At 68.3% G+C, this 25,208-nt stretch carries 24 protein-coding genes; 12 read left to right on the forward strand and 12 right to left on the reverse strand.

Annotation, left to right across the window (positions count from 1 at the left end; all coding sequences use genetic code 11):
* Positions 1-57: 57 nt before the first annotated feature.
* The 3 genes from AO398_RS10480 to AO398_RS10490 all read right to left on the reverse strand — a co-directional run bounded on the left by AO398_RS10480 (position 58) and on the right by AO398_RS10490 (position 3,094).
* Positions 58-1,500 (reverse strand): pyruvate dehydrogenase complex E1 component subunit beta, encoded by a 1,443-nt coding sequence (locus AO398_RS10480; protein ID WP_058191993.1) that lies wholly within the window; start codon positions 1,498-1,500, stop codon positions 58-60.
* Positions 1,501-1,554: 54 nt separating this feature from the next.
* Positions 1,555-2,532 (reverse strand): pyruvate dehydrogenase (acetyl-transferring) E1 component subunit alpha, encoded by a 978-nt coding sequence (pdhA, locus tag AO398_RS10485; RefSeq protein WP_243957616.1) that lies wholly within the window; start codon positions 2,530-2,532, stop codon positions 1,555-1,557.
* A gap of 250 nt (positions 2,533-2,782) precedes the next feature.
* On the reverse strand, positions 2,783-3,094 hold the full coding sequence (locus AO398_RS10490; protein ID WP_007566199.1) for a septum formation initiator family protein: 312 nt from the start codon (positions 3,092-3,094) through the stop codon (positions 2,783-2,785).
* 105 nt (positions 3,095-3,199) lie between these two features.
* Here AO398_RS10490 and AO398_RS10495 point away from each other — a divergent pair, with 105 nt between their 5' ends.
* A complete protein-coding gene (locus AO398_RS10495) occupies positions 3,200-4,381 on the forward strand; it encodes an adenylate/guanylate cyclase domain-containing protein (protein WP_058191995.1) in 1,182 nt (393 codons plus the stop codon).
* A gap of 127 nt (positions 4,382-4,508) precedes the next feature.
* Here AO398_RS10495 and eno read toward each other — a convergent pair whose 3' ends face one another.
* Both eno and AO398_RS10505 read right to left on the reverse strand, forming a co-directional pair.
* Positions 4,509-5,798 (reverse strand): phosphopyruvate hydratase, encoded by a 1,290-nt coding sequence (gene eno, locus AO398_RS10500; RefSeq protein WP_058191996.1) that lies wholly within the window; start codon positions 5,796-5,798, stop codon positions 4,509-4,511.
* A 153-nt stretch (positions 5,799-5,951) separates the two neighbouring features.
* The gene (locus AO398_RS10505; protein ID WP_058191997.1) at positions 5,952-6,161 is read right to left on the reverse strand and encodes a hypothetical protein; all 210 of its coding nucleotides are present in this window, start codon (positions 6,159-6,161) and stop codon (positions 5,952-5,954) included.
* A gap of 119 nt (positions 6,162-6,280) precedes the next feature.
* On the opposite strand from AO398_RS10505, the gene queF reads away from it, so the two are divergent.
* Positions 6,281-6,733, forward strand: coding sequence for a preQ(1) synthase (gene queF / locus AO398_RS10510; RefSeq protein WP_058191998.1), 453 nt, complete (start codon positions 6,281-6,283; stop codon positions 6,731-6,733).
* A gap of 64 nt (positions 6,734-6,797) precedes the next feature.
* Here queF and AO398_RS10515 read toward each other — a convergent pair whose 3' ends face one another.
* Positions 6,798-7,139 carry a hypothetical protein gene (locus AO398_RS10515; RefSeq protein WP_058191999.1) on the reverse strand — a complete coding sequence of 114 codons (342 nt, stop codon included), beginning with the start codon at positions 7,137-7,139 and terminating at the stop codon, positions 6,798-6,800.
* A gap of 366 nt (positions 7,140-7,505) precedes the next feature.
* On the opposite strand from AO398_RS10515, the gene AO398_RS10520 reads away from it, so the two are divergent.
* Positions 7,506-8,174 carry a class I SAM-dependent methyltransferase gene (locus AO398_RS10520; protein ID WP_058192035.1) on the forward strand — a complete coding sequence of 223 codons (669 nt, stop codon included), beginning with the start codon at positions 7,506-7,508 and terminating at the stop codon, positions 8,172-8,174.
* Positions 8,175-8,180: 6 nt separating this feature from the next.
* Here the strand turns inward: AO398_RS10520 and kdsA are convergent, their stop codons facing one another.
* The gene (gene kdsA / locus AO398_RS10525) at positions 8,181-9,035 is read right to left on the reverse strand and encodes a 3-deoxy-8-phosphooctulonate synthase (protein ID WP_058192000.1); all 855 of its coding nucleotides are present in this window, start codon (positions 9,033-9,035) and stop codon (positions 8,181-8,183) included.
* Between the two features lie 10 nt (positions 9,036-9,045).
* On the reverse strand, positions 9,046-9,531 hold the full coding sequence (locus AO398_RS10530) for a hypothetical protein (protein ID WP_058192036.1): 486 nt from the start codon (positions 9,529-9,531) through the stop codon (positions 9,046-9,048).
* Positions 9,532-9,709: 178 nt separating this feature from the next.
* On the opposite strand from AO398_RS10530, the gene AO398_RS10535 reads away from it, so the two are divergent.
* Positions 9,710-10,708, forward strand: coding sequence for an alpha/beta hydrolase (locus AO398_RS10535; protein ID WP_058192001.1), 999 nt, complete (start codon positions 9,710-9,712; stop codon positions 10,706-10,708).
* Between the two features lie 272 nt (positions 10,709-10,980).
* Here the strand turns inward: AO398_RS10535 and AO398_RS10540 are convergent, their stop codons facing one another.
* Positions 10,981-12,156, reverse strand: coding sequence for a hypothetical protein (locus AO398_RS10540; RefSeq protein WP_058192002.1), 1,176 nt, complete (start codon positions 12,154-12,156; stop codon positions 10,981-10,983).
* Positions 12,157-12,366: 210 nt separating this feature from the next.
* On the opposite strand from AO398_RS10540, the gene AO398_RS10545 reads away from it, so the two are divergent.
* The 5 genes from AO398_RS10545 (at position 12,367) to hpnK (ending at position 17,852) form a co-directional block, all read left to right on the forward strand.
* A complete protein-coding gene (locus AO398_RS10545) occupies positions 12,367-13,479 on the forward strand; it encodes a flippase-like domain-containing protein (protein ID WP_058192003.1) in 1,113 nt (370 codons plus the stop codon).
* Positions 13,470-14,084 (forward strand): ABC transporter substrate-binding protein, encoded by a 615-nt coding sequence (locus tag AO398_RS10550; protein WP_058192004.1) that lies wholly within the window; start codon positions 13,470-13,472, stop codon positions 14,082-14,084. The genes AO398_RS10545 and AO398_RS10550 overlap by 10 nt, the downstream gene beginning before the upstream one ends.
* A gap of 102 nt (positions 14,085-14,186) precedes the next feature.
* A complete protein-coding gene (gene hpnI, locus AO398_RS10555) occupies positions 14,187-15,395 on the forward strand; it encodes a bacteriohopanetetrol glucosamine biosynthesis glycosyltransferase HpnI (protein WP_058192005.1) in 1,209 nt (402 codons plus the stop codon).
* Positions 15,396-15,452: 57 nt separating this feature from the next.
* Positions 15,453-16,886, forward strand: coding sequence for a hopanoid biosynthesis associated radical SAM protein HpnJ (gene hpnJ, locus AO398_RS10560; protein ID WP_058192006.1), 1,434 nt, complete (start codon positions 15,453-15,455; stop codon positions 16,884-16,886).
* Between the two features lie 123 nt (positions 16,887-17,009).
* Positions 17,010-17,852: a hopanoid biosynthesis-associated protein HpnK gene (hpnK, locus tag AO398_RS10565; RefSeq protein WP_058192007.1), complete on the forward strand. Its 843-nt coding sequence runs from the start codon at positions 17,010-17,012 to the stop codon at positions 17,850-17,852.
* On the opposite strand, the gene AO398_RS10570 is transcribed toward hpnK, so the two are convergent.
* Together AO398_RS10570 and AO398_RS10575 are read right to left on the reverse strand one after the other, a co-directional pair.
* Complete coding sequence (locus tag AO398_RS10570) at positions 17,821-18,258, reverse strand: type II toxin-antitoxin system VapC family toxin (RefSeq protein WP_058192008.1); 438 nt, start codon at positions 18,256-18,258, stop codon at positions 17,821-17,823. The two genes, hpnK and AO398_RS10570, sit on opposite strands and share 32 nt — an antisense overlap.
* On the reverse strand, positions 18,255-18,521 hold the full coding sequence (locus AO398_RS10575; RefSeq protein WP_058192009.1) for a prevent-host-death protein: 267 nt from the start codon (positions 18,519-18,521) through the stop codon (positions 18,255-18,257). Before AO398_RS10575 ends, AO398_RS10570 begins: the two co-directional genes overlap by 4 nt.
* Before the next feature lie 153 nt (positions 18,522-18,674).
* Between AO398_RS10575 and AO398_RS10580 the strand changes: the two genes are divergently transcribed.
* The gene (locus AO398_RS10580; protein ID WP_058192010.1) at positions 18,675-19,550 is read left to right on the forward strand and encodes a helix-turn-helix domain-containing GNAT family N-acetyltransferase; all 876 of its coding nucleotides are present in this window, start codon (positions 18,675-18,677) and stop codon (positions 19,548-19,550) included.
* Between the two features lie 15 nt (positions 19,551-19,565).
* Here the strand turns inward: AO398_RS10580 and AO398_RS10585 are convergent, their stop codons facing one another.
* Entirely contained in the window at positions 19,566-22,229 is a 2,664-nt protein-coding gene (locus AO398_RS10585) for an MMPL family transporter (RefSeq protein ID WP_058192037.1), read from the reverse strand.
* A 607-nt stretch (positions 22,230-22,836) separates the two neighbouring features.
* Between AO398_RS10585 and hpnH the strand changes: the two genes are divergently transcribed.
* Both hpnH and AO398_RS29355 read left to right on the forward strand, forming a co-directional pair.
* Positions 22,837-24,000, forward strand: coding sequence for an adenosyl-hopene transferase HpnH (gene hpnH / locus AO398_RS10590; protein WP_058192011.1), 1,164 nt, complete (start codon positions 22,837-22,839; stop codon positions 23,998-24,000).
* Between the two features lie 426 nt (positions 24,001-24,426).
* A complete protein-coding gene (locus AO398_RS29355; RefSeq protein ID WP_152997483.1) occupies positions 24,427-25,194 on the forward strand; it encodes a septal ring lytic transglycosylase RlpA family protein in 768 nt (255 codons plus the stop codon).
* Positions 25,195-25,208 lie beyond the last annotated feature (14 nt).

Raw genomic sequence — 25,208 nt, forward strand, 5'->3', positions numbered from 1 at the left:
GTCTCCGAACCCGGACGGGGCGGGATGACGGGGCGGCTTGTCCGCCCGCGACGCCCGTCACTTGTAGCAGACGCTCTTGGCCGCCTCGACGACCTCGGCCACGTTCGGCAGGGCGAGCTTCTCGAGGTTGGCCGCGTAGGGCATCGGCACGTCCTTGCCGGTGATGCGCAGGACCGGAGCGTCGAGATAATCGAACGCGTCGACCATCAGGCGGGCGACGATCTCGGCGCCGATGCCGGATTGCGGGAACCCCTCCTCCACGGTGATGCAGCGGCCGGTCTTCTTGACCGAGCGCACCACCGTCTCCGAATCCATCGGCCGGATCGTGCGCAGGTCGATCACCTCGGCCTCGATGCCCTCCTCGGCCAGGATCTGCGCGGCCTTGAGCGCGTAGGTCATGCCGATCGCGAAGGACACGATGGTCACGTCCTTGCCGGTGCGGTGGACCCGCGCCTTGCCGATCGGCAGCACGAAGTCGTCGAGCTGCGGCACCGGGAAGGACTGGCCGTACAGGATCTCGTTCTCGAGGAAGATGATCGGGTTCGGATCGCGGATCGCGGCCTTGAGCAGGCCCTTGGCGTCCGAGGCGGTGTAGGGGGCGATCACCTTCAGGCCCGGCACGTTCGAGTACCAGGCGGCGTAATCGTGGCTGTGCTGGGCGCCGACCCGGGCGGCGGCGCCGTTGGGGCCGCGGAACACGATCGGGCAGCCGAGCTGGCCGCCGGACATGTACAGGGTCTTGGCCGCCGAGTTGATGATGTGGTCGATCGCCTGCATGGCGAAGTTGAAGGTCATGAACTCAACGATCGGCTTCAGGCCCGAGAGCGCCGCGCCGACGCCGATGCCGGCGAAGCCGTGCTCGGTGATCGGGGTGTCGACCACCCGCTTAGCGCCGAATTCCTGCAGCAGCCCCTGCGTGATCTTGTAGGCGCCCTGATACTCGGCGACCTCCTCGCCCATGACGAAGACGTCGCCGTCCCGGCGCATCTCCTCGGCCATGGCGTCGCGCAGGGCCTCGCGCACCGTGGTGGTGACCATCGGGGTGTTGGCCGGGAACTCCTCCATCACCGGCTCGTCGGCCTTGTTGGTGATGACGGCCGGCGCCGCCGGGGCCTTCTGCGCATCCTCGCCGGATTTCGACGCCGGGGCCGGCTTGTCGGCCATCCCCTCGGCCTGCATGTCCGGGGTCGGGGCCGGATGGCCGCCGGCGCCGTTGGGCTTCGGCGTGCCGCCGGACTGCACGCTCGCCGGATCCTCGCCCTCGCCGGCGATGATGGCGATCGGCGTGTTGACCGCGACGCCCTCGGTTCCCTCCGCGATCAGGATCTTGGCGAGCACGCCCTCGTCGATGGCCTCGACCTCCATGGTCGCCTTGTCGGTCTCGATCTCGGCGAGCACGTCACCGGATTTGACCGGATCGCCTTCTTTCTTCAGCCACTTGGCGAGCTTGCCCTCCTCCATGGTGGGGGAGAGGGCGGGCATCAGGATGTCGATCGCCATGCTCAGCTCTGCGGTCGTCTTTTCGGTAGGGGCGGCCAGTGTTTCGGGAACGCGCTAGGCGTGCGCATCCAGGAGGATGTCGGTCCACAGCTCGGCGGGATCCGGCTCGGGATCGTTCGTGGCGAACTCGGCCGCCGCGTTCACCGTCTCGCGGACCTTGGCGTCGGTCGCCTTGATCTCCGCCTCCGGCACCCCGTGCAGCTCGATCAGGCGCTTGCGCACCATCTCGATCGGATCGTGCTCGTCGCGCATCTTCGAGACCTCGTCCTTGGTCCGGTACTTGGCCGGATCGGACATCGAGTGGCCGCGATAGCGGTAGGTCTGCATCTCAAGGATGTAGGGGCCCTGGCCCGAGCGGGCATGCTCGACCGCCCGCGCCGCCGCCTCGCGCACCGTGCGGACGTCCATGCCGTCGACCTGCTCGCCCGGGATGCCGAAGGAGATGCCGCGCTTGGAGAAGTCGGTCTGCGCCGAGGCCCGGGCCACCGAGGTGCCCATGGCGTAGCGGTTGTTCTCGATCACGTAGACGACCGGCAGCTTCCAGAGCGCCGCCATGTTGAAGCTCTCGTAGACCTGGCCCTGGTTGGCCGCGCCGTCGCCCATATAGGTGAGGCTGACCTTGCCGTTCTCCCGGTAATGGTCCGCGAAGGCGAGGCCGGTGCCGAGGGAAACTTGGGCGCCGACGATGCCGTGGCCGCCGAAGAACTGCTTCTCGCGGCTGAACATGTGCATGGAGCCGCCCTTGCCGCGGCTGTAGCCGCCCCGGCGCCCGGTCAGCTCGGCCATGACGCCCTTCGGGTCCATGCCGCAGGCCAGCATGTGGCCGTGGTCGCGATAGCCGGTGATGACCTGATCGCCGTCGATCGAGGCCATCTGCATGCCGATCACCACGGCTTCCTGGCCGATATAGAGGTGGCAGAAGCCCCCGATCAGGCCCATCCCGTAGAGCTGGCCGGCCTTCTCCTCGAAGCGCCGGATCAGCAGCATCTCGTGATAGGCGTGGAGATCTTCCGCGCGGGTGAATTGCGGCATGTTCGGCGCAGGCTTGTGCGCCTCGACAGCCTGGGAGCTTCCAGCCTCCGGGCTCGCGACCTGCGGTTGCGAGGACGAAGCGTCCTTCGCAGGCTCCTTGGCGGCGTCCATCGGCGCTCTCCCCGTGATTCCACGCGACTGGAACGGGGTGTAGGACAGCACCGTTTGGAAAGCGAGGGCGGACGCTCTGACAGGTCGCCCCTCTTGTCAGAGGGGATCTAAAGTCGCGGCGGACAGGTCGGGCGCGGGGTCACGGCGTGATGATGACCACGTCGTTGGCGTGGACCCGGCCCAGCACGATCCGCGCCCGCTCCTCGAGGAGGTCGCGGTCGATCTGGTCGCTCTTCAGCAGCGCGACCCGGTGCTCCCAGGTGGCGCGCTCCGCCCGCACGGCGGCGAGTTCCTGGGTGAGGCCGTAGGCGCGGATCTTGAGCACCTTCTTGGCTTCCAGGCCGCGATTGCCGCTTTCGGCCTGCCACACGAAGAAGCCGACCACGAGCGCCGACAGGGTCCAGAGACCCAGGGGCAAGAGGACCATTCTGACGCGGCGGCGGACGACCATGGCGGGAGCCTCGCGCGGAAAGGTTAACGGAGCTTTTCGAGGCTGCCGGATCGCGCCCGCGGCGTATGATCTTGCTGGGCCGGATCAGGGAGTGAATGCGCGCAGATGGACATGACCGAGCTGATGCGCTGGATCGCCGAGCACGCCACCGCGACCGATGACTACGACACGATGCTCGCCCGGGTCTGCGAGGGCCTGTGCGAGGCCGGCGTCCCGCTCTGGCGGGTCAGCGTCATGACGCCCGCCATCGACCCGATGGTCCGCGGCGTCAGCTTGAACTGGCATCTCGGCCAGGGCCTGAGCTTCGTGCCCAATCCCCACGGCGCCGAGCAGGAGGCGGATTGGCTGCGCAGCCCGATCTTCGCGATGCTCGAGCGCGAGGAGGTTTTCGGGCGCTGGCGCCTCGACAGCCCCGGCCCGGAGACCGACTATCCGGTCCTGCACGATCTCCGCGCCGAGGGCTGCACTGAATACGCGGTCCACATCGTCGGCTTCGCGCCGGGTACGGCGCTACGCGGCGTCGCGATCTCGTTCTGTACCCGGGCGCGCTCGGGCTTCGCCCCGGCCCACCTGACGGCGGTGGCCGAAGTCCTGCCCGTGCTCGCCCTGGCGGTCGCCAAGCTCGGCCTGGGGCACACCCTGCGCGAGGTCACGGCCACCTATCTCGGGCGCTCGACCGCGGAACGCGTCCTCGACGGCCAGATCCAGCGCGGCCAGGGACGGGCTGTGCCGGCCGCGATCCTGATGACCGACCTACGCGGCTTCACGGCCCTGTCCGACCGGGCCGACCCCTACGACACGGTGACTTGGCTCAACGAGCATTTCGACGCGCTGGGCGATCCGGTGTCGCGGCACGGCGGCGAGATCCTGAAATTCCTGGGCGACGGCTTCCTGGCGATCTTCCCGGTTCCCGATGCCGGCATCCTTCCCTGCCCGGTCTGCAGCAGCGCCCTCGACGCGGCCGCGGATGGGCTCGCGGCCAACGCCGCCCTCAATCGGCGGCGCCGCGAAGCGGGGTTACCGGAGCTGACGGCCGATTGCGTCGTCCATTTCGGCACGGTGGTCTACGGGAATGTCGGGACGGAACGGCGCCTCGACTTCACCGTGATCGGGCGCGCGGTGAACGAGGCCAGCCGGATCGAGAGCCAGTGCGAGGCGCTGGGCCACACGCTGCTGATCTCGGACTCGTTCGCGGAAAGGTGCGGCCGGGCGCTCGACGCCGTGGGCATCATCGAGCTGCGGGGCCTGGCACGACCGCAGAAGGTCTGGACGCTGCCGGCGCAATGACGGTCCGGGCAAGCGATCTTGAGGGAGATCGTTCACCCGTCGCTTTCGGAATCGTCCGGACCCTAAAGACGAGCCGCTTATGTCGTCCCTCACCGCACGGTGGCGAGAGACGACGACGCGGGCGCGCTCAGCCGCGCGCCAGATGCTTGATCGCCGAGGCGCCGGCGTAGAGCGCCTGCGGGCCGAGGCCCTCCTCGATGCGGATCAGCTGGTTGTACTTCGCCAGTCTGTCGGAGCGGGCGAGCGAGCCGGTCTTGATCTGCCCGCAATTCGTGGCGACCGCGAGATCCGCGATAGTCGAGTCCTCGGTCTCGCCGGAGCGGTGGGACATCACCGCGGTGTAGCCGGCGCGCTGGGCCATATCGACCGCCGCCAGGGTCTCGGTGAGCGAGCCGATCTGGTTGACCTTGATCAGGATCGAGTTGGCGGTGCGCTCCGCGATGCCCCGGGACAGGCGCTCGACATTGGTGACGAACAGGTCGTCGCCCACGAGCTGGCAGCGATCGCCGATCTTGTCGGTCAGGAGCTTCCAGCCGGCCCAGTCGTCCTCGGACATGCCGTCCTCAATCGACAGGATCGGGTAGTTGGCCACCAGCTGGGCGAGGTAATCGACCTGCGCCTCGATGGACCGGGTCGTGCCCTCGCCCTCGTAGGCGTAGGCGCCGTCCTTGAAGAACTCGGTGGCGGCGCAGTCGAGGGCGAGCGCGATGTCGGTGCCCGGCTTGAAGCCGGCGGCGCTGATCGCGTCCATCACGAAGTCGAGGGCGGCCTCGGCGGATGGCAGGTTCGGGGCGAAGCCGCCCTCGTCGCCGACATTGGTGTTGTGGCCGGCCTTCTTCAGCTTGCCCTTGAGGGTGTGGAACACCTCCGAGCCCATGCGCACGGCATCGGCGAGCGACTCCGCACCCACCGGCATGATCATGAATTCCTGGAAATCGATCGGGTTGTCGGCATGCGCCCCGCCGTTGATGATGTTCATCATCGGCACCGGCAGGACCCGGCCCTGCACGCCGCCGACATAGCGGTAGAGCGGCAGGCCGGAGGCCTCGGCCGCCGCCTTGGCGACCGCCAGCGACACGCCCAGGATCGCGTTCGCCCCGAGGCGCGCCTTGTTGGGGGTGCCGTCGAGCTCGATCATCGCCTCGTCGACGGCGACCTGCTCCTCGGCCTCCATGCCGCCGATCGCATCCAGGATCTCGGTCTGGGCGGCTTCGACCGCCTTCAGCACGCCCTTGCCGAGGAAGCGGCTCTGGTCGCCGTCGCGCAGCTCGACCGCCTCGTGGGCGCCCGTGGAGGCGCCCGAGGGAACCGCGGCGCGTCCGAAGGAGCCGTCCTCCAGCAGGACATCGACCTCGACCGTAGGGTTGCCGCGGCTGTCGAGGATCTCGCGGGCGCTGATATTGGTGATCGCGGTCATGGAAGGTCCTCTGGCGGAGGCGAGGGTCGGCGGCGGCAGCCCCGAGCCCGGGGCGTCGCGCATCGCGGCGGCTTATCCGTCAAGCCGCGTTCGGCGGCAAGCACCGGCGTAGGCGCTGCCTGTGCACGTGTTGTGACAGACGGCGCGTCAACCCTACCGTGTTTGCGTCCGGGTAGAAGGGTGGCCGATGGGGGGCGTGGCCAGGGACCGGTTCAATTTGCGCAACTGTCCATCGTTGCGGGCGCAGAGGTCGTGGCGGGTCATGGCGTCGAGTAGGCGCTGGGTCGCGAGTTCCCCGCTCGCCTGGACCGGCAGGGCCGCGACCGTGATCATTCCAATCAACCCGAGGACGGTGAGACGCATGGTGCCGGGGTCTGCATCGGACCACGCCGACGATCGCCGAAAGCTTAGCTGAGAAGAGTAAAAATTTGGTCGCGGCGCGGATGGGTGCGCTGCACCGCGTGCGGCATTATAGAAGCCTTATGACAACACCTGAGACGCTCCAACTCGGCCAAGCTACGCCGCTGCCCACCTCGCCGGCCGACGCCCGCCTCGACCGGGTGCCGAACCCGCATGCCGATACCGACTACGTGGCGCGCTTCACCGCGCCCGAGTTCACCTCGATCTGCCCGGTCACCGGCCAGCCGGATTTCGCGATCCTGGTGATCGACTACGTGCCGGGCGACTGGCTCGTGGAGTCGAAGTCGCTGAAGCTCTACCTCGGCGCATTCCGCAATCACGGGGCGTTCCACGAGGATTGCACGGTGGCGATCGGCAAGCGGCTGCGCGACCTGCTGGAGCCGCGCTACCTGCGCATCGGCGGTTACTGGTACCCGCGGGGCGGTATCCCGATCGACGTGTTCTGGCAGACTGGCGACCCACCGAAGACGATCTGGCTGCCAGAGACCGGGGTCGCTCCCTATCGCGGGCGCTGACGCCCATACGAAAAAGGCGACCGGCTCGCACCGGTCGCCCTCTCATCCATTCGGATCGCTGCCCTTAGTAAGGCGCGCCGTAGTAACCGTAGGCCGGGGCGCCGTAGCCGTAAGCCGGAGCACCGTAAGCCGGGGCGTAGCCGTAGCCGCCACCGTAACCGCCGCCGTTGTAGTAGTTGTTGGCAGCACCGGCGGCGATTGCACCGGCCGCGAGACCGGCAATGCCGAGGCCGATGGCTGCACCGGTGCCGATGCCGCGACGCCCACCCCGATAGCCGTAGCCGTGACCATAACCATGGCCGTATCCGCCGTGGAAGCCGTACGGACGGGCCTCAGCGCCGGTCGTGGCAGCGACGCTGCCGAGTGCCAGAGCGGCGGCGGTGGCGATGATACCAATCTTGCGCATAATGTTCCTTCTCGATCCTCGATCGAACATGCCCCTCAACGTGGCTGTCGGCCGAAGGGTTCCAAGTTTTCGCTGGCGGTTTCTGAAGGCTAGGTCCGGCTGAACAGCGGTTCATCTCAGACGGTGCCGGTGGAGGCGATCTCTGCTGCCTCGGCGGTCGCCCCCGCCCGTCATTCGTCTTGCGAATATTTTCCGCTACGCGCCCGTCAAGGCGGAAGCTCTTCCGGGGGCACCGGGGGTCGCGCGAGGCTGCGGCGCCCCGGGACGGTATCAGCCGGGATGACGCTGATCCGGGCATCCCGTTCCCGCCGGAAACTGCTTATGTGCGAACGCGCCCCCGATGGCGCCGTACCGGAGAGCTGCGCGATGGATGCCCTGACGCTGATCCGCCAGACCTTCGCGCCGCTTCCGGGCAAGCGCATTCTCGACATCGGTTGTGGACCCGGGACCCTGGCGAAACGCCTCGTCGAGGACGGCGCGGCCGTCACTGGTGTCGATCCGGGCGTGGCCGCTCTGGCGGAGGCCCGGGACGCCGTGCCCGACGCGCGGTTCGAGGCGGCTTCAGCCGAGGCCCTGCCGTTTCCCGAGGCGAGCTTCGACGGCGCTGTGATGCTCAACGCCCTGCATCACGTGCCCGATCCGGCCGCCGCCCTTCGCGAGGCGGCCCGGATCCTGGCGCCGGGCGGGACCCTGGTGGTGGTGGAGCCCCTGGCGGAGGGCAGCTTCTTCGACGCCCTGCGGCCGATCGAGGACGAGACGGCGGTTCGGGCCGCCGCGCAGGATGCCATCGCGGCGGCCCTGTCGGGCGGCGCCTTCCTGTGCCGTCAGGACGTGACGGTGGCGCGGCGCGAGACATTCGCCACGCTCGACGCCTTCCTGGCGCGGGTCAGCGCGGTCGATCCCGCCCGCGAGGCGACGATCCGGGCCCGGCGGCCGATCGTGGAGGCGGCATTCCTGAGCGCGGCCGAGCGCGAGGCCGACGGGCGCTACGCCCTGGTCCAGCCCCTGCGCATCCATGTGCTCCGGCCGGCCTGACCGGGATCAGGCGTAGCGGCGCTTGGCCAGGCGGTCGAAGGCGATCAGCTCTTCGAGCAGCGCCGGCAGGTCCCGCAGGGCCACCATGTTGGGGCCGTCCGAGGGCGCATGGTCCGGATCGGGGTGGGGCTCGATGAACACCCCGGCCACGCCGACCGCCACGGCGGCCCGGGCCAGCACGGCGACGAATTCCCGCTGGCCGCCGGAGCTGGCGCCCTGCCCGCCCGGCTGCTGCACCGAATGGGTGGCGTCGAACACCACCGGCGCGCCGTGGGTCACCTGCGCCATGATCGGCAGGCTGCGCATGTCCGAGACCAGGGTGTTGTAGCCGAAGGAGGCGCCGCGCTCGGTGACGATCACGTTCGGGTTGCCGGCTTCCGTCACCTTGGCGGCGACGTGCTTCATGTCCCAGGGCGCCAGGAACTGGCCCTTCTTGATGTTGACCGCGCGGCCGGTGGCGGCGGCGGCCAGGAGGAGGTCGGTCTGGCGGCACAGGAAGGCCGGGATCTGCAGCACGTCCACGGCCTCGGCGGCGGGTGCGCAATGCTCGGCGGCATGCACGTCGGTCAGCACCGGCAGGCTCAAGGATTCCCGGATCTCGGCGAAGACCGGCAGGGCTCCCTCGAGGCCGATGCCCCTTGCCGCGCTGCCGGAGGTCCGGTTGGCCTTGTCGAACGAGGTCTTGAATACCAGGCCGATCCCGAGGCCCGCCGCCATCTCCTTGAGCGCGGCGGCGATCTCCAGGGCGTGATTGCGCCCCTCGAGCTGGCACGGGCCGGCGATCAGGGTCAGCGGCAGGTGGTTGGCGAAGCGCGCTTCGCCGACCTGGACGACGGGGCCGGGTGTTTCGAGTGTCGACATGGGCTGCGCTCTAACCCGCGCGGCGGATTCGGGAAACCCCGGGCCGAGGCGCGACCCGGCAGACCGTGAGGTCGTCCCGGAGCCCATCCGTCCGGGGGCCGGTCTCGCACAGCATCAGGGTCCTGCCGGTACCGCCGCGCCGCGGCGCATCGGCCAGCAGGCTGTCCTGATGCAGGTTGAGCGCCAGCACCTCGGCCGCTTGCGGCTCCGCGCCGGTGAGCGCCCGGGCGGCTAGCCCGACCAGGACGAAGTAGGCGATTGCGGGCTCCCGGTCGCGGGAGGCGATCGTGATCCGGGCCGGTGCCCGGCAATCGAGGCTCATCCGCTCGGCATCCTGGGCCCGGAACACCGCGTAGGGCCCCTCCCGCCCGGCGAGCGAGGCGCCGGTGATCCGGATGACCTTGGCGGCGAGCGCATCGCAGGCATCCGCGGCCCGGGCCGGCACCGCGGCGAGGACCAGGGCGCCGATGAGGACGGCCAGGGTGGGAAGGCGCATCGCGGTGGACTCCTGCGCGCCGCGTCGGGGCCGGCGCGGGACGTCCCGGAGATAGCGCGGGTCGGCACAGCCGCGAAGATGCATGCGCTCATCGATTGGACAGGACGGCCCCGATGCCCGATCTGAGCGGGCGGCGCGGCGCTTCCCGCCGCCCCCGATCAGGCGCCCAAGGCAGCCCATGCTCCGATCCGTCCTCGCATCCGCCCTCTTGGCCTTGATGCTCCCCGGCGCCGCTTTGGCCGAGCCGACCTACGGCCCGGAACTCGAGGGGTTCGCATATCCCTTCCCGGTCGAGCGCTTCGCCTTCACGTCCCAGCGCCAGCCCGTGCAGATGGCCTATCTCGACGTCCGGCCCGAGAGGCCGAACGGCCGTACCGCCGTGCTGCTCCACGGCAAGAACTTCTGCGCGGCGACCTGGGAGAGCCAGATCCGGGCGCTGACCGGGGCCGGCTACCGGGTGATCGCCCCGGACCAGATCGGCTTCTGCAAGTCGAGCAAGCCGGCCGCCTACCAGTTCACCTTCCGGCAGCTCGCCGAGAACACCCACGCCCTGCTCGATACGCTCGGGATCGCGCGGCCGATCCTGGTCGGGCACTCCACCGGCGGTATGCTGGCCGCGCATTACGCCCTGCTCTACCCGAAGGACGTGGCGCAGCTGGTGCTGGTGAACCCGATCGGGCTGGAGGATTGGAGCGCCAAGGGCGTGCCGCCGACCTCTGTGGAGCAATGGTACCAGCGCGAGCTGAAGGTCTCCGCGGAATCGATCCGCGCCTACGAGACCGCGACCTACTATGCCGGCCAGTGGGAGCCGCGCTACGAGCCCTGGGTGACGATGCTGGCCGGGCTCAACGCCGGCCCGGGCAAGGAGGCGGTCGCCTGGGACTCGGCGCTCCTCTACGACATGATCCTGACCCAGCCGGTGGTCTACCGGCTGCCGCAGATCGCGGTGCCGACCCTGCTGATGATCGGCCAGAAGGACAATACGGCGATCGGCAAGGATCTCGCCCCGCCGGAGATGCGGGCTTCGCTCGGGAATTACCCGGCGCTGGGCAAGGCCGCCGCCAAGGCGATTCCGGGGGCCAAGCTCGTAGAGTTCCCGGCACTGGGCCATGCGCCGCAGATGTCCGACCCCGGGGGATTCAACGCGGCGCTGATCGCGGGGATTTCGGCGCCCTGAATGGCGTCATCACCGCTGACGGTCGTCTTCTCTTCCGCGATGAAGAGGCTGCGTCGGGCTAGGGGGACCCGGTTTGTCATCCCGGGGCCGCGCAGCGGAGCCCGGGATCCAGAAACTCAGATGTTGCAGAGTTTTGCGCCGTCGGCGGCTCCGGATTCCGGGCTCGCCTGCGGCGCCCCGGAATGACACGGTGTTCTATTCAGTAGCCGTTATTGGAAAGATGGCCCACCGCGTGATCGCCCATCCCCGAGGCGGGAATGGGCGAGCAGGTCCTAGAAATACGACTTCAGCACGCCGCGGCGGCGGACGTCGAGGGTGGCGCAGTGGAACGAGCCGCCGAACGGGCCGTAGCTGAGGAACGGCGCCGGGATCGGGTCGAAGCCCCAATCCTTGAGGGCCTTGATCAGGGTCGGCTGGCTTTGGTCGACGACGATCTTCTTCTCGGTGATCGCCAGGACGTTGATCGAGGTCCAGGGCGAGCACATCGAGATCTTGCTCATGAAGCCCTCGACCGGGTCGGGGCGCGGGGCGATCAGCACGTCCCACTTCTTGAGCACGGCGGGCAGCTTCTCGACGTCGATATAGTCCGGGTTCACCAGCACCTTGCCGGGTGCGAGCGGCATGAACGACGAGTCGATATGCATCGGCTGCGGGCAGCGGCTTTCGATCTCGTGGATGCGGAAGCCCGGGCCGAGATGGCGGCGCAGCCACTCGATGCCCATCAGGTTGGTGACGTTCGAGCGGGTCACGAACAGGTCGCGGCCGCAGCGGACGAAGTCGGCGGCGTCGAAGACCGGCTCGAACTCGTTGACCGTGAACTGCATGGGCTCGCCGGCCTTCAGGTTCGGCACCCGGTAATCGTAATTGTAGAGGTCGTCCGTCAGCTGCGGCCGCGGGGCCGAGGTCCAGCGGGCGCCGGCGCGGAAATACTCCTTGAACAGCGACCGGTAGGCGTCGCCCTCGAAGTAGCGCGAGCGCCAGCACATCGGGCTCTCGATGATCTCGTCGCCGATGACGAGATACGGGTCGCGCGGGCAGGCGACGCAGAAGCCCCGGGAGGTCCAGCGCGGCGCCTTGAATTTGCGGGAGAAGTCGACCGCGTCGGGGCGGCGGATCTTGACGCCCTCACCGGCGAGGATCTTGATGAAGTTGTCGAGCTCCTGCTGCGCCAGCTTCTTCATGAACTTCGGGTATCTCCAGCCGCTGGCGAAGCGGTAGAACGGCTGGGCCGCCCGCGGCAGGTTGAAGATCACCGTCAGGTGGTGGGTCGGGATGGTGGCGCCGTCGAGGGATCCGACGATCACCTCCTCCAGCGGGTCCCACTCGTTCCAGGCCATGACCGGGGAGTGAGGCGCCGGCACGCCGGGCTCCATTCCGCCCCGGAGGCCGCCGGCATGCGTGTCGTCGCTCACGGCCTCGACGGCCGTGATCGGTGATTCGCGCTCCATGACGTGTGCCCCTTCTGCGACGTGCCGCGGTCTTCTGCGCGGGCTCCTCGGCCCGGCCACCGCTTTGGCTCCCGGTGTGTCAAACGGGTGATAGACACCGGTAATCCGTGCTGCAACGTGGCAGAAACGTTCTTGGTCGCCCGGACCTATTTCTGCCGCGACCGTGACCGATTTCCCGCATCAAGCCATTTGCGAGCTTGAAAGACCATTATGAAGCGCCTGACGACCTTGGCCTCGATCGCCGGTCTCTGCACGGTCGTCGGCCTGTTCATGTCTTCCGGCTTGGAGGACGTGTCGGCCGCCGTCATGAGCGCCGGCTGGGGCGCCGCCCTGGTGGTGGTGGCCCGCTTGGCGGCCGTCGCCTGGGCGGGGCTCGGCTGGCACGTCGTGTTCCCGGCGGGCGCGGCCAGGCTCGTCGACTGCGTGTCGCTGCGGTTCGTGCGCGAGGGAATCAACACGCTGCTGCCGGTGGCGACGGTGGGCGGGGACTTCGTCGGCGCTCGGCTGATGTCCAAGCGCGGCGTGCCCGGTGCGATGGCGGGCGCCAGCATGTTCGTGGACCTGATGACGCAGGCGCTGACGCAGCTACTGTTCACGGTGATCGGCCTCGGCTTGCTGGTGATGATCGCCGGCGATGGCCCGATCGCCCGGACGGTGGCGGGCGGCTTGGCCGTGGCCGTGCCGGCGCTGGGCGCTTTCTATCTCATCCAGCGGCGGGCCGGGCACCGGATCATCCAGGGCCTGATGAGCCGCTTCGCCTCGGGCCGCGAGTGGCGCGCCTTCGGGGCGATCGACCAGCTCTATGACAGCTTGCGCCGGATGTACGGCAACCACGGCCGCTTCGTCGCCGCGCTGGCGATCCACCTCGTGGGCTGGGTCATCGGCACCCTCGAAGTCTATATCTGCCTGCATTTCATGGGCTACCCGGTGGATTTCGCGCAGGCGCTCGTGATCGAGAGCCTCGCTCAGGCGGTCCGTGGCGCGGCCTTCGCGGTGCCGGGGGCCCTCGGGGCCCAGGAGGGTGGTCTGATCGCGCTCTGCGGCCTGTTCAATATTCCTGCGGAGGCGGCCCTGGCCCTGTCGCTGGTCAAGCGCTTCGCCGATCTCGGCGTCGGCGTGCCGGGTCTGCTGCTCTGGCACCGGATCGAGGCCAAGCTCGCGGTCGAGGCCGCGGCGGAAACCGATCGTGAGCCGGAGGTCGCCCCCGGGCGCACCGCCAAGCTCGTCCCGCAGCCGGCGACGCTCGGCCCATTTTACAGCTACGCCCCGCCCCGCATGGGTTCGCGGATTGGCGAGGGCGAGGAGTTGAAGAAGTGCGCCTGACCCGTCGGCTCGCCGCCGTCGCCCTGCTGGCCGCCCCCCTCTTCGCTCCGGTCTCCGCCTGGGCTGCGGACGATCCAGCGGTGCAGACCGTGCGCGATCTCTACGCCGCGTTCACCGATGCCCTGAAGGGCGGGCCGAGCCCCCTGCCCGCTCGGGTCGCCGCCATAGGTCCCGCGCTCGAAAAGGCCTTCGATTTTCCCGCCATGGCCCGCGTCGCGGTCGGCTCGAAATGGTCGAGCTTCACCCCGGAGCAGCAGGAGGCGGTCACCGACGCGTTCAAGCGCAGCCTCACCGTGACTTACGCCAATCGCCTCGCCCGGGCGGCCGGCGGCAAGTTCGAGGTGACCCCGACGGTGGAGGAGCGCGGCAGCCAGCGCGTGGTACCCACCCGGGTCACCGCGGCGGACGGCGACGATTCCGCGGTCGACTTCGTGGTCAACGCCGGCAATCGCATCCAGGACGTGCTGCTCAACGGCGACGTGAGCGAGATCGCCGCTCAGCGCAACGCATTGTCGGCGCCCCTGAAGTCCGGCGGTGCCGACGCGGTGGTGAAATTCCTGCGCCAGCGGGCCGACGGCATGCTCGCCGCAAAACCGACACCGTGACTACCGACGTCGTAAATATAGCCGCTATGCGTGCCGCCCCGATCGGCGCGCACGCGGCGATCGCCGCCTGAGGCGGCCGGACGACCGCACGGACCCGACCGGATGGACCTCACAGCCCTGGCGCTCACCGCATTGTCGTGGCTCTCGCTGCTCTGCCTTCTCCTGGCGGCGGCGGGCTGTCTCTATGCGCTGGTCGCCGCCTATCTGGCCGGCCGCTTCGCCGCCCAGCCCGTGCCAGCGCTGGACGTGGGCGCGTCTCGCCCGTCGGTGACGGTGCTCAAGCCGCTCTGCGGCCTGGAGCCCAACCTCTACGAGAATCTCGAGACCGTGCTGCGCCAGGATTATGCCGGCGCGGTCCAGGTCGTGTTCGGCGTCCAGAAAGCCTCCGACCCGGCCATCGCCGTGGTCGAGCGGCTGCAGCAGGCCTACCCGGCCGCCCGCATCGACCTCGTGATCGACGGACGCCAGCACGGCTCGAACCGCAAGGTGTCGAACCTGATCAACATGGCCGAGCGGATCGCCCACGACGTGATCGTGCTGGCCGACAGCGACATGGTGGTCCGGCCGGACTACGTGGAGCGGCTCGTCGCCGAGCTGTCGCAGGAGGGCGTCTCCGGCGTCACCTGCCTGTATCACGGCGTCCCGGCCTTCCGCGGCCTCTACGACCAGCTCTCGGCTCTGGCGATCGACGCGCAGTTCCTGCCCAACGTGGTGATGGGCCTGAGCCTCGGGCTCGCCAAGCCGTGCTTCGGTTCGACCATCGCGTTCACCCGGGTGAGCCTCGAGGCGGTGGGTGGCTTCCGCCGCTTCCGCAACGACCTCGCCGACGATTACGCGATCGGGGCCGCCCTGCGCGGCCTCGGCGGCCGGATCGTGATCCCGAGCTTCACCATCGGCCATACCAGTGTCGACACCGACCTCACTGGCCTCTGGCGGCACGAGCTGCGCTGGAACCGCACGATCCGCAACGTCGACCCGGCCGGCTATGCCGGCTCGATCGTCACCCATGCCTTCCCGCTGGCCCTCGTGGGCGCGCTCCTGCCCGGCGCCGGAACCGGCGCGCTGGTGGTGGCGGGCCTGGCGCTCGCCGGCCGCATCGTCCTGTGCCGGCAGCTGGAGCGGGCCTTCGGCCTCGCCCCGCACCCCTACGGACTGTTGCCGATCCGCGACATCCTCTCGTTCCTGAACTTCTCCTGGGCCTTCGTGTCGGGGGCGGTGACATGGAAAGGTCATGATTATCACGTGGTTGCGGACGGTACTTTGATCCCGGATGCAGACCTCGGCCGCGATGCCGGCGCACCGACACGCTGAACGCGGCTTCCGCTTCCTCACCCCTCCCCCCGGCAACGCCCTGAGGCCTTGAACCCCATGCGCACGCTCTTCCTCCAGGCCCCCACCTTCGACGGTTTCGACGGCGGCGCCGGCTCCCGTTACCAGGCCAAGCGCGAGATCAAGTCGTTCTGGTACCCGACCTGGCTGGCCCAGCCGGCCGCCCTGGTGCCGAACTCGAAGCTGATCGATGCCCCGCCGCACAACATCAAACTTCCCGAGATCGTGGCCCAGGCCAACGACTTCGACCTCGTCGTGCTCCACACCTCGGTGCCGTCGTTCAAGTCCGACGTGAAGACGATCGAGGCTCTCAAGGCCGCGAACCCGAAGCTGATCGCCGGCCTGATCGGTGCCAAGGTGGCGGTCGATGCCGCCGGCGCGATGGCCCAGGCCCCGGTGGTCGATTTCTGCGCGCGCAACGAGTTCGATTTCACCGTCAAGGAAGTCGCCGACGGCGTCCCGATGTCCCAGATCAAGGGACTGTCCTATCGTGATGCGAACGGCGTCGTGGTCCACAACGAGGACCGCGAGATCATGACGGACATGGACCAGCTGCCCTTCGTCACCAGCGTCTACAAGCGCGACCTGGAGATGGAGAAGTACTTCATCGGCTACCTGAAGCACCCCTACATCTCGTTCTACTCGGGCCGCGGCTGCAAGAGCCGCTGCACCTTCTGCCTGTGGCCGCAGACGGTCGGCGGGCACACCTACCGCACCCGCTCGGTCGCCCACGTGATCGAGGAGATCAAGTACTGTCTGAAGGAGTTCCCGCAGACCAAGGAGTTCTTCTTCGACGATGACACCTTCACGGACAACCTCCCGCGGGCGGAAGAGATCGCCCGTGAGCTCGGCAAGCTCGGCGTGACCTGGTCGTGCAACGCCAAGGCGAACGTGCCCCGCGAGACCCTGAAGGTGCTCAAGGAGAACGGCCTGCGCCTGCTGCTCGTCGGCTACGAGTCCGGCAACCAGACCATCCTGCACAACATCAAGAAGGGCATGCGGGTCGAGGTCGCCGAGAAGTTCACCCAGGATTGCCACGAGCTCGGCATCGCCATCCACGGCACCTTCATCCTCGGCCTGCCGGGCGAGACCAAGGAGACGATCCAGGAGACGATCGCCTTCGCCAAGCGGATCAACCCGCACACGATCCAGGTCTCGCTGGCGGCCCCCTACCCGGGCACGTTCCTGTACAAGCAGGCCGTGGAGAACGGCTGGCTCGACATCGAGAACGCCGAGCTCGTCGACGAGAACGGCGTGCAGGTCGCGCCGCTGCACTACCCGCACCTGTCGCACACCGAGATCTTCACGTCGGTGGAAGAGTTCTACAAGAAGTTCTACTTCCGCGCCCCGAAGATCGCCTCCATCGTCGGCGAGATGGTGCGCTCCCCCGACATGATGAAGCGCCGCCTGCGCGAAGGCGTGGAGTTCTACCGCTTCCTCAAGGAGCGTCAGGGCACCGCCAAGGCGGCGTAGGAACAGGGGTCCGGGGCCTGCGGCCCCGGCGGGGAGGGCGGGACAGAGCCCCGCCTCTTTTCCAGGGCTCTGCCCTGGACCCGCGAGAGGGCTTGCCCTCTCGACACCCATGACGAGGTTATTGTGAAGCGTCTTGTCGTTACGGCCGATGATTTCGGGTTGAGCCTCGAGGTCAACGAGGCCGTCGAGCAGGCTCACCGGGGCGGGATCCTCACCGCGGCGAGCTTGATGGTGTCGGCGCCGGCCGCCGCCGACGCCGTCGCCCGGGCGAAGCGGATGCCGTCCCTGCGGGTCGGCCTCCACCTCGTCCTGGTCGAAGCCTGGCCAACCCTGCCGGCGGCGCAGCTGCCGGACCTGACCGACGCGGCCGGCCTGATGCGCGCCGACATGGCCCGGGTCGGCCTCGACCTCGCCCGCAAGCCCGCCGCCCGGCACCAGCTCGCCGCCGAAATCACGGCGCAGTTCGAGGCTTACCGGGCGACCGGCCTGCCCCTCGACCACGTCAACGCCCACAAGCATTTCCACGTCCACCCGCTGATCGCCGGCGCGGTGCTGCGCATCGGGCGCGGCTACGGCATGCGGGCGATCCGCGTCCCTCGGGAGCCGCGCCAGCTCCTCCGCCGGGCCGAGGCGAGCGCCCGGCCCCGGCCGGCCCTCGACATCGCCCCCTGGGCGGCCCTGCTCGCCGTGCGCGCCCGCCAGGCCGGCCTGCTGATTCCCGACCGGACCCTCGGGCTCGCCTGGTCCGGCGCCATGACCCCGCTGCGCGTGGCGGCGCTCCTGGCGCAGCTGCCGGACGGCCTGACCGAGCTCTACACCCACCCGGCCACCGCTGGCGGCTTTCCCGGCGAGGCGCCGGGCTACCTCTACGCCGACGAGCACGATGCGCTGGTCGACCCGGCCTCCCGGGCGGCCGCCGACGCGTCGGGTGCGCTCAGGGGCGGGGTTTCGGATTTTTCGGATTAAAAGCGTCCGAGCTTTTCGCCGCGAAGCGAGCCGCGAGAGGATGATCACGCAAGGCGTGGTCCAGCGTAACCAGGCGTCGGCCTTCCACGAGACACCGCGCCAGTAACATCCTGTCGAACGGATCATGCGTCGGCGGCATCGGCTCGACGGCCGCGACGGCGTGTGAGGCCGTGATCGGTAGCATCCCGATCCCGACAGCCTCGAGGAGCTCTGCCAACATCCCGAGCGGCATGCCCGGATCGAGTTTACCGAGACGCGCCTTGATGGCGATCTCCCAGAGGCTCGCGGCGCTGGCGGCCGGATCCACATCGGGCTGGGCAATCGCGCGCGCGATCGTGGGACTCATCGAGTCGAGCCGCTTCAGCGCGACGGCAAGAAGAACGTGGCTGTCGGAGATTAGCCTCACGACTCCGACAAGGGCTGGATCAGAAAGTCTTCAGGCAGGGGCGCGTCGAAATCATCGGCGATGAAGCCGGGCGTACGACTGATCCCACGGGCACGCAGCAATGCCTCGCCGGCTTCGAGATCGAGCCCGCGGGCATGGCGATGCGGCACCATGTCGAGCACCGGCTTGCCGTCCCGGGTGACGACGATGGTCTCACCGCCTTCGACGCGTGCGGCGAGTTCCGCCAAGCCCGGTGCCGCCTTCTCCAACGCGATCGTGGTCATGGCGTGAGGTTGGAGCGCGTCGCATCCGAGGAAAAGAGGCTGACCACCGGGCATAGCCTGTGCGGTCGTCGCCTCGGACACCGCGCGGCCCCGTTCCGGTGCCGCCTTCACCGGCGATTGACCGCCGCAGATACCTGACTAAAGTCAGATATCATGACGTTCGATTCGATCGCCCGATTCCGCCGGTTCGCCCGCGCCGTCACCGCGGAGGTCGGCGCCCTCGACACCTCGTTCCTCGGCCGGAGCCGGCCCCTCGGGGCGGCCCGCGTGGTGAACGCGATCGGCGCCGGGCGCACCGACGTCGCCGAGATCCGCGCCTATCTCGGCCTCGATTCCGGACTGATGAGCCGCCTGTTGCGGAGCCTCGAAGAGGAGGGCTTGGTCGCCACCGAGCCGCATCCCGCCGATGCCCGCCGCCGGGTCGCGCGCCTGACGGAGGCGGGACAAAGAGAGTTTTCGGCCTACGAGGAGCTGTCCGATGCGCGCGCCTCGGCAATGCTGGCGCGCGCGCCCCGCGCCGACGAGCTGCTGCGTGCGATGGACCTGGTCGCCCTCACCCTCGGTCGCGACCGGATCGCCATCGCGGAAGCCGACCCGCGAAGCGGCGCCGCCCGCGCCTGCCTGGAAGCGTATTATGCCGAACTGGCGCGCAGGCTGGCGACCGGGTTCAACGTCACGCTGTCCTGCGATCCGGAGGCGGAGGCCATGGTCCGGCCGCGCGGCATGTTCCTGCTCGCCATGGCGGACGGCCTGCCGGTGGGGTGCGTCGGCCTGAAGGGCAGCGGTGGTCCGGTCGCCGAGGTGAAGCGACTCTGGATCGACCCCGCCGCCCGGGGCTTCGGCCTCGCCCGGCGCCTGATGGCGGCCGTCGAGGCCGCCGCCCGCGAGCTGTCGATTGCGGTGCTGCGCCTCGACACCAACAGCGCCCTGCCGGAAGCCCTGGCCCTCTATCGCAAGGCAGGCTGGGTCGAGATCGATCGTTTCAACGACGACCCCTATCCCGACCACTTCTTCGAGAAGGTTCTCTGAAGGATCCGGGTCGGCCTACTTGGCCAACACCGGATCCGCCGTGGCGGTGCTCTTCCGTAAGGCGGCGCCGGCGGCCTTCTCACCCTCCGGGCGGTCGTCGTCGGGCTGCGCGGGCGGCTCGCCCAGCGTCGCCGGCACCACGAAGAACGCCGCGATCAGCGTGAAGAACAGCGACAGGGCGAGCAGCTTGCCCATGCTGGCCGTGCCCGGGTGACTCGACAGGACCAGGGAGCCGAAGGCGCTGCCGGTCGTGAGAGCCGAGAAGAAGATCGCCCGGGTCAGGCTTGAGGCGAGCATGTCGGTCACCCCCGCCCGCCAAGCGATCACGTAGTAGATGTGGAACGCGACGCCGACCGCGAGCATCAGCGGCAGGGCGATGATGTTGGCGAAGTTCAGCGGCATGCCGATGATGCGCAGCGCCATCAGGGTCCACAAGGTCGCGATGACCAGCGGGCCCAGCGTCATGGCCACGTCCCAGGGCTTGCGCAGCGCCACCGACAGGATGACGAAGATCAGCACGAAGGCGGTCACGGCCGCCTGAACGAAGGCGCCCAGGATCGTATAGGTCGATTGCGTCGTGGCTACGGGGGCCCCGGTGGCGTGGGGCGCGACCTTCAGGACCTCGTCCGAGAAGGTACGCAGCACCTCGTCATCGTTCGAATTACCCTTGGGATGGACCTCGATGCGGGCGCGCCCATCCGCGGCGACCCAATCGGCCTTCAGCTGCGGCGGCAGGTTGTCGAGGGTGATCTTCTCCGGGTGAAGCAGGTCGCGCAGGCGCTGCAGCAGCGGCACGAGATCCTTGGTCAGGGCGACCGAGGCCGCTTCGCGCAGCTGAACGGGTCCGCCGGCGAGCTTGTCGAGGGTGCCCGCAAGCTGCTTGGCGGTCTGTGCGCCCGCGGCATCCTTGCCGTCGCCCGCGACCCCATTCAGGGCCGTGGCCGCATCCTTGAGCGCCTTGACGTTCTCGGCATCGGTCGGCGGCGGCGGCTTGCGGCCGGGATTGAGCACCGGATCGAGGAGCTGGGCCGTGTCGGCGATCGCCGCGAGCTTCTTGTCCTGGTCCCGCGGCACGAAGGTGTCGATGCTGTTGACCGAGGAGGTCACCGGCAACGCCGCCAGGGTCTTCGACAGGGCCGGTACCGCGTCGACGTTGGGGGCCAGCACGTCGATCAGGTTGGGGCTGGTCTCCGGGTTACTGATCAGATCGAGATAGGTGGCGATCGACTCCGTCTTGGTGCTGCGCAGATGCATCGGGTTGGAATCGAACGGCAGATGCCAGAGCAGCGGCGCTCCGGCTAGGGTCACCAAACCGACCGCGATGAGGATCGGCTTGCGCTGGCGGATGATCCACGGATCGACGCCGACCAGCCACTCGGTCTGCACGGCGGCTTTCTCACCCTTGGGCTCGAACACCGCGATCAGCGCCGGCAGCAGGGTCAGGGAGAACAGGTAGGCCACGACCATGCCGACGCCGGCGATCAGGCCCAGTTCCGAGACGCCCCGGAAGGCGGTGGGGAGGAAGGCGAAGAAGCCGGCCACCAAGGAGACGGCCGCCAGCGTCAGCGACCAGCCGACCCCGCGGGCCGCGGCCCGGATCGCGCTCTGGAGGGTCGGCTGCTCGTAGCGGTCCGCGCGGTAGCGCACGGAAAACTGGATGCCGAAATCGATGCCGAGCCCGACGAACAGGGCCGCGAAGGCCACCGAGATCGGGTTCAGCTCCTTGACCATGATCAGGCCGAGGGCGGCCGTGACGATGAGGCCCGCAAAGGTGGTGATCAGGACCGCGCCAACGAGCTTGCCGGAGCGCAGCGCCAGCCACAGGAACAGCACGATCGCGCCGACGATGATGCTGTTGTTGAGGGCTGCATCCTCGGAGAGGGTCGCGAATTCCTCGTCCGCCACCGCGACCGTGCCGGTCAGCCGCATGCGCAGGCCGTGCTCGGCGTCGATCTTGAGATCCTGCGCGACGTTGCGGATCAGCTTGGTCGCCTGGTAGCCGGGCTCCAGGGCGTTGAAGTCCAGAACCGGCTGGATGATCACGAACTTCATCTTGTCCGTGACGCTGCTCTCGCCGTTGGCCAGCAGCTCCTGCCAGGACATCCGCGCGGGCTTGCCGGCCAGCACCTTCTGCAGCGTGGCGTCGATCTGCCCCATGGGCTTGTCGAGATCTGCGAGCTTGGCGTCGCCACTCTTCACGCCGCGCGCGCCGAGCGAGAGCACCCGCATCACGCCACGCAAGGACGGGTCGGCGGCCAGCGGCCCGAGCAGGCCCTGCTGCTGGGTCAGCTCCTCCAGCGTCTTGTCGAGCTGAGCCTGGGGCATCAGCAGCAGGCCGTTCTTGTCGAAGAACGGGCCGCCATCGGGCCGGTAGACGGTCTCGATCAGGTTCTTGTGGGCGGTCAGCGCCTTGGCCAGATTGGCCGCCGCTTCCTCAGTCTCCTCGGGCGTCTCGCCGTTGATGACCGCCACGATGGTGTTGCCGCGCTGCGGGAACGCCTTCTCGAAGTTGATCTCGTCCTGGCGCCAGGGCTCCTTCGGATCGATGAGCCGCTCGACATCGGTGTTGATGCGGAAGAGATGTGCCGCGACTCCGAGGCTCGCGACCGTGATGAACGCCATCAGGGCGATCACGATCCACCGATACCGCACCGAGAACGCGACGAGACCTTCGATCACGAGCACCCTGCCTGTTCGCCCCGGACGCGCCCCATGCGCGACCGGCTATTCCCATTCGCCCCGAGGATCGGCGCGACCGGGCTCAAACGCCCGCGTGACGGCCGCCCCGCCATCCGCGCGGCCGCCGTTCGGTGTCGGGGAACGCCGCACCGCACAATCTGGTCGCACAACGCGTCTGCGCAAGCCGGGCTGTCCGATACGGAGTGCTGCCGCAGCCGCCAGCCGTGTGCCAACCCTTGCATCGCGGCCACAGGGCTCAGTAAAGAGGGCAGTCCCAGATTGCAACGCGATGGGCCCGGTACAGCCTTTGCCTAGGCGGATGTGCGATGGCGCACGGCAATCTCGGGCTGGCGACCAAAATCTTGGGATTTCGGTCGCATTGCGGACGCAATGCACGTGCTGTCCTCAACCGTCAGGCGATCTGATCCGCCAACCCCGCCGCAGGCAATGCATGTGGCGCGGTTGCGTCAGGAACGGAATAAGTCGTTATGGCCTCGCCGAAATGGGGTCGTTTCAGATTAGTTCCAAGCTAGAGCGCTGGAATTCGAGTTTTTTTCGCGGTAAGCACCCCAACGCCCCGGGGCCGACGCAGTAAGGAGCCGCAATCTTGGGTATCCCCCTCCGGTACGTCGCGAAGATCGGCGGCTACATCCTCAAACAGCACCTCACGGGCCGCAAGCGCTACCCGCTGGTGATGATGATGGAACCCCTGTTCCGCTGTAATCTCGCCTGCGCCGGCTGCGGTAAGATCGATTACCCGGACGAGATCCTGAACAAGCGGCTCCCGGTCGCCGACGCGCTCGAATCCGTGCGCGAGTGCGGCGCCCCCGTGGTGGTGATCGCCGGCGGCGAGCCGCTGCTGCACAAGGATCTCCCGCAGATCGTTCAGGGCATCATCGATCAGAAGAAGTTCGCGATCGTGTGCACGAACGCGCTGCTGCTCGAGAAGAAGATCAAGGACTACAAGCCGAGCCCGTACTTCACCTGGTCGATCCACCTGGATGGCGACAAGGAGATGCACGATCAGTCGGTGTGCCAGCGCGGCGTTTACGACAAGGCCGTCGCGGCCATCGCCAAGGCCAAGGAGATGGGCTTCCGGGTCACCATCAACTGCACCTTCTTCAACAATTCCTCGCCGGAGAAGATCGCGGACTTCTTCGACAGCGTGACCCGGATGGGCATCGACGGCATCACCGTCTCCCCCGGCTACGCCTATGAGCGCGCCCCCGACCAGAAGCACTTCCTGAACCGCAAGGCGACCAAGGAGCTGTTCCGCGGCGTGTTCCGGCACGGCAAGGAGAAGGGCCGCGAGAAGTGGACCTTCCAGCAGTCGGGGCTGTTCCTCGACTTCCTGGCCGGCAACCAGACCTACCACTGCACCCCTTGGGGCAACCCGACCCGCACCGTGTTCGGCTGGCAGAAGCCCTGCTACCTGCTCGGCGAGGGCTACGCGGCGACCTTCAAGGAGCTGATGGAAGAGACCGACTGGGATTCCTACGGCACCGGCAACTACGAGAAGTGCGCCGACTGCATGGTCCATTCGGGCTACGAGGCCTCCTCGGTGGTCGATTCGGTCCGCAAGCCCTGGAAGCCGCTGGTTCATGCGATCCGCGGCATCAAGACCGACGGCGCGATGGCCCCGGAGGTCAGCCTGGAGAACCAGCGTCCGGCCGAGTTCGTGTTCTCGCGCAACGTCGCCCAGAAGCTGTCCGAGATCAAAGCGGCCGGCGTCGACACGAAGCAGGAAGCCCGCAAGCGCACCGCGGCCTGATCCGCACGCATCGGAACACTTGGAAAGCCCGCGGCCCCACGGCCGCGGGCTTTTCGTTTGCGCGTCTGGCGCGACGGGCGGCTGGATCGTGCGGTGAGTCATGCGGCGCCATCGAGGCGATCCAGGAACCCGCTCCGGTCGGGAAACGTGCGCGGCACCGGATTCCTGTGCGACGCTCGCAAGGCGTGGCCGAAACACCTTCGCCGGCGGGCTGCCGCGGGCCGCGTCCGAGTTCGATCGATCACCTCGTGCGAGCGAATGCGGATTCGAGAGGCGGATGACCGGACAGGTCGATCGGCAAGCGTGGCCAAAGCGATAGTTCGTTGGATGACACCTCGAATAAGACCGGTTTATTGATTTATTGGAACTGCGATGGACTGGATGATTTGAGTAGCCGGTGATTATCAATAATCGCGGGTGACAGCTATGATCCGCTCCATCGGTCAAGACAGGCTAGGGTTGGGCCAAGTCCTCCTTCTCGTTTCGATCCTGTCGGCCACTGACGCGCAGGCTCAGGATGGTCAATTGCAGGAACTGGAACGCCGCGGCGAGGCGGATCAAGGGTTTGTCCTGAGACGAGAAGCACCGGTGTTCACCTATCGGCACTTCACGGCCCAGCTTCCAGCTTTCTCATCGTCACCTGAAGAGATGGATCCGCCCGAGGCGTCGACGTTCAGCCTCCCCGCGCAGCCGAAATTTCCGGCGGCGGTTCATCCGGTCCGCCAGGAGCAGGCGGGTCTCATGGGGCTCTTCGGGGAGACGATCGATGCCGGGGCGGCACAAGAGGGGCTCTCCGGTGCCCGCTCGGAGCCTTCCCCGGCCGAGCCGTCGACCACCGCCGTCGCAGCGCAGCCGGAGACGGCCGATGCTCATCCTGGACATGAGCCGCGAGCAGCCGAGGCGAGACTTCTCGGGAGCGGGCGAGCGAGTTGGTACAAGCACCCCGGCAGAACGGCCAATGGTGAACAGTACGATCCCAACGAACTGACGGCCGCACACCACACCCTGCCGTTCGGGACGAAGGTCAAGGTCGTCAATACTCGGAACGGCCGATCCGTCATCGTTCGGATCACGGATCGGACCAACGAGCGCACCAAGGCCAAACGGAACTATGCCATCGATCTGTCGCGCGCGAGCGCGCAGAGGATCGGGATCGCGGGCATCGGGCGCGTCGCCCTGTATCAGGTCGAATGACGCGGTCGCGTCCG

The organism is Methylobacterium sp. GXS13, from assembly GCF_001455965.1.
In the GTDB taxonomy this organism is placed as follows: Bacteria; Pseudomonadota; Alphaproteobacteria; order Rhizobiales; family Beijerinckiaceae; genus Methylobacterium.